Raw genomic sequence first — 5,266 nt, 5'->3', positions numbered from 1 at the left:
TTAGATGAAATAGGAAGAGGAACTAGTACTTATGATGGTATTTCTATTGCTTGGGCGATTAGTGAATATTTGCATGAGCATCCTGCAAAACCAAAGACGTTATTTGCGACACATTATCACGAGCTTAATGAAATGACTGAAACTTTTAGTAGAGTTAAAAATTTTAATGTCGCTGTAAAAGAACTAAAAGATAATGTGCTTTTTGTAAGAAAGCTGGTTGAAGGTGGAAGTGAACATAGTTTTGGTATTCATGTGGCAAAAATGGCAGGTATGCCACAACAAGTGATTAGAAGAGCTAATAAAATCCTCTCTAAATTAGAGAAATCACATTCTAGTGAGGAGTTGACTGATAAAGTGAAAACACTGAAAGATGATTTGCAACTAAGCTTTTTTAATTTAGATGACCCTTTATTAATAGAAATAAAAGACGAAATTTTGCAGACTGATATTGATACACTAACACCAGTTGAAGCCTTGATGAAACTCAATGAAATCAAACGAATGTTGGTAAAGAAAAAGCAAGCCTAAAAGTTTTTTTATTTATTTATAAAAAAGGCTTTGCTTTTATAAGAAATATTTTAAATTTGCATCCGCTTTAAAAGCGAAATAGTTCTTTTAAAAACTGCGAAAGTAGCTCAGGGGTAGAGCATCACCTTGCCAAGGTGGAGGTCGTGGGTTCAAATCCCATCTTTCGCTCTATTCATTAATATATACCAATTTGATTACGTCAATGTAATCAAGATGCTGAAGTGGTGGAATTGGTAGACACGTTGGACTTAAAATCCAATGTCCATTAGGACGTACGGGTTCAAGTCCCGTCTTCAGTACTTCATGGGACAAATCAGAATTATTTGATTTGTCCCTTTTTTTATTCCTTTTCAAACCCTTGTTAATACTAGAAATTTTTAAAAGTATCGGATTGATGTCTTCGGTTCGAATCTCTTGATTCTTAAATTGGAACTTTTCAGGGAAGATTGAACCCAAGAGTTTTCTTTTGTTGTCTATCTCTGATGAAATAAACAGAGAATCAATCCCATTGAGCTTTTTTAAGCCTTCTTTGTAAGTGTTTATAATATCCTTGGTTTTATTTTGCTGTGTTTCCTTTTCTTTTAATTCTGCGAAAATATTTTCATAGCGATCCTTTGCCTTAAAATAGCCGTCCCTATCAATATCCCCATCGATATATAGATCTTGAAGCTTGATAATCTTATCCTCTAGGTTTTTAACTGTGTTGTAATGTTTGGGACTTAAACGGTTTAGTTTCGTTTGATTAGTTATGCGCTCTTTAATCATTGCAAATAATAATTGCTGTGCGTTTTGGTTCAATGAGATACTGCCTAAAAAACTTTGGAACCATTTTTCTACATCTTCTGCTTTATATCTCGTATTACAAGGTTTTGAACAGTGATAGTAAGAATAATATTTTGAACGTCCTTTAGAGGCACTAGCTAATAATGGATTGTTACATTTTGGACAGAGCACAAAATCTTTTAAGGGGGATTTATCGTTTATCTTTTTATGAGTTCTACCATATTGGGTCTTTTTGCCATCAATGATACTTTTAACTTTTTTATATATTGCTTTGGTTATTAAAGGCTCATGAATACCATTAACGACCATCTCTTTTTCATCTTCATAGGCGCTAATATAAATATCCCCACAATAAATCGGATTCCTTAAAATACGTGCAAAAGCTGATTTACTTGTCTTGAATCCTTTTTTGAGCAATTGTCCCAATACTTCCTTTTGTGAGTATATGCCAGAAGCCATTAATTCAAAGGCCTCTTGGATGAACACAGCATCCTGATTAGGTATTAGAATAGGCTTTTTACTATCATCTCTACCCATACTATACCCTTTTGGAGGCGAAACTACATAACGCCCTTCTTTGAAAGCACGTCTCATACCTGCTTTTACGTTTAAAGACCGTCTGTGATTTTCAACCTCTGGCATAGACAAATAAACAGCTAGCATCAGTCCTTGTTCTGGGACAGATAAATCCAAGGGCTGTTCTATGGCGTTTACCATAATTCCTAAATCTCTAAAGGAGTTGATCATATTATAAGACTCCATCGTATTTCTGGAAAAACGGTCCCATTTAATAAACAATAACTTATCGATTAATTTTGTGTTCTTCTTGCAGTAAGTAATTAGCTTTTTAAATTCGGGACGTTTAAAAGTTTTTGCTGAATGATCTTCTTTAAACAGTTCAAATACATTAAGATTGTTTAGTTTACAATAGTTTAAAAGTTTTTGTTCTTGATCTCTTAGAGAGAACCCTTTATCTGCTTGCTCATCAGTAGATACTCTTACGTATAAAACAACATTCTTCATAGCTTAACTGTTTAAATGGGTTAAATTGTGGCACATCATGTCTGATATAACCTCTAAAAGACTCATAATTTCTTTAATTTCTATGTCCGTATAAGGACTTTTATTTTTTTTGTTTAAAATACATTTTGCATCATTAAAATTCATGTTTTCCAATAGTGCCTATAAGAAGCTTTCAATACTTGTTATATAACTTTTGGAGGATTATGAGCTAGGGGTTTCCTAGGTCTACTTTTTGTTTTATGGTATTGTTAACCACTAAATGTTTATTGTTTCTGTATATAACCTCAGCACGTTGATATTCCTTGAGGCCTAATACTTTTCTTAAATCTACTGCAGCTTGTCCCAATACCTGTTCATTGGAACTACTCTCGATAGTTATTTGGTTGTCATTGTTTTTATGGATGATAATTTTATCAAAGTCTCTAGATTTTAGCATGTTTAAAATCTTAATCTCTGAGGGAGAATATAAGCCAAAGTGCTTTGAGTGTGTCTTGTCCTGAAATATGGCTACAGGTTAAAATTGAATTAAGCTGATACTTTATATACCATATTTGGTGTTTTATAATCTAAAGATAAATGTAACCTTACTTCATTGTATAAATTAATTGCATTTTTTGCAGCTCTCTTTGCGTGACTCACGTTATCAAAGGTTTGGTCTAAATAAAATTCATCTTTCAAGATGCCGTTTACACGTTCAGCCATTGCATTTTCATAACAATGATTTTCTTCGGTCATACTAATATCTATCTTTTTTCTTTTGAGTATTTGTGTGTATACATTGCTACAATATTGAATTCCTCTGTCTGAATGATGAATAAGTTGTTTAATGTTTTTAGCTTGATATATTGCCTTATTAAGTGCTCTTACACAACCTTTCAATTCTAAGCTATCACTAATATCATAACCAACTATTTTCCTAGAATGCATATCTGTAATTAAAGCCAAGTAACAAAAGCCTTTAACGGTTCTAATATAAGTTATGTCACTAACTCAAACTTGGTTAGCTCTAGTAACTTCTATGTCTTTTATAATGTTATTGTATTTATAAAAACGATGATACGAATTGGTTGTTCTTGTACTGGTTTTTCTTCTAAGTGTTAGCATTCTGTGTTTTCTAAGCAGATTAAATAAAGTATCTCTACCCACTTTAATGTTAGCTTTAGTAAAATCTATATCTAATGATTTTACAAGTTTTCGCACACCTTCTCTAGGAAGGGATTTGCGTCTTTTTCTAACAATGTTTAAAATCTGTTGTTCTAGTTTTAAACGCATATCAGCTCTAGATTTGTATTTATAATACGCATCACGTTTAAGTCCAAAACAATAAGTTATAGTCGTTAGAGAAGCAAATCCCTTAGATTTCTCTTTAGCTTTGATTAAGGCTTTATACTTAACTTTTTTTTTAGTTCGGCAATAGATTTATAACCTAAATCTTCAGCAGCTACTTCTAAATAGGATTCTTCTACCATAGCATCGAGATCCTTTTTAAGTAGTAGTTTTTTAAGCTGTTCAATCTCTTTTTGAAGTGCCTTAATTCTAGATATTTCGTCTTTAGTTTCCACTTTTACTCTGGTGTTCATTAAGTCTTTACGATTATACTTTTTAATCCACACATTTACTGTTGTAGGTGCAATAGAGTAGAGTTTACAAAGTTCACTCTTTGTGTGTTTTCCGACTGTAAGTTCGGCTAAAATTTTTAATTTAAAAGGTTCACTGTAACGTCTAATTACTTTGTCATTTCTATACATAATGTTTAAAATTATGTAGCCTTATTTCAGGAAATTACACGCAGGCAATTACATGCCAACGGTCTTGTATATGGAAAGTTGCGGGTTTGCGTGCGAGGAATTTCCGAAGGAAATTCAGACGTAGCAAACGTGCAACGACCTTTAGTTTAGCCTAAAATAAGCAATTTTTTATATACGGTGTTGTATGCAGTAATTTTATTCACTTATTAATAGTGAAATTTCATAATTACTTTTGTTCAAAGTAAATTTAATTGTTTCATTAGAATGATTGAGAATCTTTAAATCTCCTAAATCAAATTCTTTATGGTGATTTGGGCACAATAATAAAATATTCTCAAGAGTTTCATTTCCTCCTTCACTTTTTGCTTTTATATGTGCAGCTTCTATATATTTAGTTCCGTCTTTTTTCTTGATATGTTTTCCGCAAATTTGGCATTCATTATTTCTCAATAATTTTATTAATGCAATAGCTTTATTATCTCGTTTATATTTTTTTTGATTTACGTAGACTTCTTCCGTTTCTAATTCAGGTAGATTGTCTAATTCAGCCTTTAAGTCATTTTTTGATTTTTCTTTGAATAAATCTATGATTTCAGTTTGTTCAATCTCGTCTTGTTGGTTGTTGGTTAATTGAATTCTAGATAATTCTAAATACTTTCCATAGATTTTTCTAAGCGTTATTTTAGAATCTCCCGTTGTAAGAATGTAGTCAATATGTTTTTTTAATCCAGATAATGAGATTGATAATTGTTTGTTTCCATAATCTCTTTTAATACATTCTAAAAAACAAGAAAAGTATGCTACAGAAACTGTTCTTTTAAATAAAACTCCATTGAATAATTTTGGATAAACTTGTCCAATTATAATACTTGCAGAACCTTTATTCATATTGATTTTTGAATAAAGTTGATTAATTCCTTCTGATTTAGTTATTTCTCCTTCTAATACTTTTTTTGAAACTAAATAAGTTATTTCTTCATTGCTCATAACTGGTAGTTCGGGTGTTTCTGGTTATTGCATACAACGTCCACTGTGTATGGCGTAGTGAGGCGCGCCTCACGGATAGCCATAATTGCGCCTCATTCGCTATACATTTCTTAAGTTTGTCATTGATTGCATTTAACTAATAAAAAGAAAGAACAAAAGAGAGAAATAAGATTAGTATACACGGTGAAGCATTAGAC

5 protein-coding genes, 2 tRNA genes and 2 pseudogenes are annotated in these 5,266 nt (G+C 31.7%); 3 read left to right on the top strand and 6 right to left on the bottom strand.

Features of this window, described 5'->3' with window-relative positions; genetic code table 11:
* From QZZ53_RS16720 to QZZ53_RS16710, 3 genes and pseudogenes are all read left to right on the top strand, one after another.
* Positions 1–528: pseudogene (locus tag QZZ53_RS16720) on the top strand (DNA mismatch repair protein MutS); the annotation flags it as partial.
* A gap of 96 nt (positions 529–624) precedes the next feature.
* Positions 625–696: transfer RNA gene (locus QZZ53_RS16715), tRNA-Gly, on the top strand.
* Positions 697–743: 47 nt separating this feature from the next.
* Positions 744–827 (top strand) — tRNA-Leu (locus QZZ53_RS16710).
* Positions 828–1,557: 730 nt separating this feature from the next.
* Here QZZ53_RS16710 and QZZ53_RS17160 read toward each other — a convergent pair.
* The 6 genes and pseudogenes from QZZ53_RS17160 to QZZ53_RS16685 all read right to left on the bottom strand — a co-directional run.
* Positions 1,558–2,334 (bottom strand): annotated as a pseudogene (locus QZZ53_RS17160) (recombinase family protein); the annotation flags it as partial.
* Between the two features lie 208 nt (positions 2,335–2,542).
* A complete protein-coding gene (locus QZZ53_RS16705; RefSeq protein WP_296386819.1) occupies positions 2,543–2,770 on the bottom strand; it encodes a hypothetical protein in 228 nt (75 codons plus the stop codon).
* A gap of 89 nt (positions 2,771–2,859) precedes the next feature.
* Positions 2,860–3,315: an IS3 family transposase gene (locus QZZ53_RS16700; protein WP_296386820.1), complete on the bottom strand. Its 456-nt coding sequence runs from the start codon at positions 3,313–3,315 to the stop codon at positions 2,860–2,862.
* Between the two features lie 9 nt (positions 3,316–3,324).
* A complete protein-coding gene (locus tag QZZ53_RS16695; RefSeq protein ID WP_296386817.1) occupies positions 3,325–3,606 on the bottom strand; it encodes a hypothetical protein in 282 nt (93 codons plus the stop codon).
* A gap of 104 nt (positions 3,607–3,710) precedes the next feature.
* Positions 3,711–4,082 carry a transposase gene (locus tag QZZ53_RS16690; RefSeq protein WP_296386816.1) on the bottom strand — a complete coding sequence of 124 codons (372 nt, stop codon included), beginning with the start codon at positions 4,080–4,082 and terminating at the stop codon, positions 3,711–3,713.
* Positions 4,083–4,277: 195 nt separating this feature from the next.
* A complete protein-coding gene (locus QZZ53_RS16685) occupies positions 4,278–5,069 on the bottom strand; it encodes an HNH endonuclease (protein WP_296386813.1) in 792 nt (263 codons plus the stop codon).
* Positions 5,070–5,266: the final 197 nt, after the last annotated feature.

This window comes from Winogradskyella sp. (assembly GCF_016744625.1).
Classification (GTDB): Bacteria; Bacteroidota; Bacteroidia; order Flavobacteriales; family Flavobacteriaceae; genus Winogradskyella.
The sequence above is the reverse complement of the archived record's forward strand: the minus strand, read 5'-3'. Positions and strand labels throughout refer to the sequence as shown.

What these genes read in the sequence shown, in the direction of transcription:
- QZZ53_RS16685 (WP_296386813.1), bottom strand. Translation starts at nt 5,069, where the DNA reads ATGAGCAATGAAGAAATAACTTATTTAGTTTCAAAAAAAGTATTAGAA.
- QZZ53_RS16705 (WP_296386819.1), bottom strand. Translation starts at nt 2,770, where the DNA reads ATGCTAAAATCTAGAGACTTTGATAAAATTATCATCCATAAAAACAAT.
- QZZ53_RS16690 (WP_296386816.1), bottom strand. Translation starts at nt 4,082, where the DNA reads ATGTATAGAAATGACAAAGTAATTAGACGTTACAGTGAACCTTTTAAA.
- QZZ53_RS16695 (WP_296386817.1), bottom strand. Translation starts at nt 3,606, where the DNA reads ATGCGTTTAAAACTAGAACAACAGATTTTAAACATTGTTAGAAAAAGA.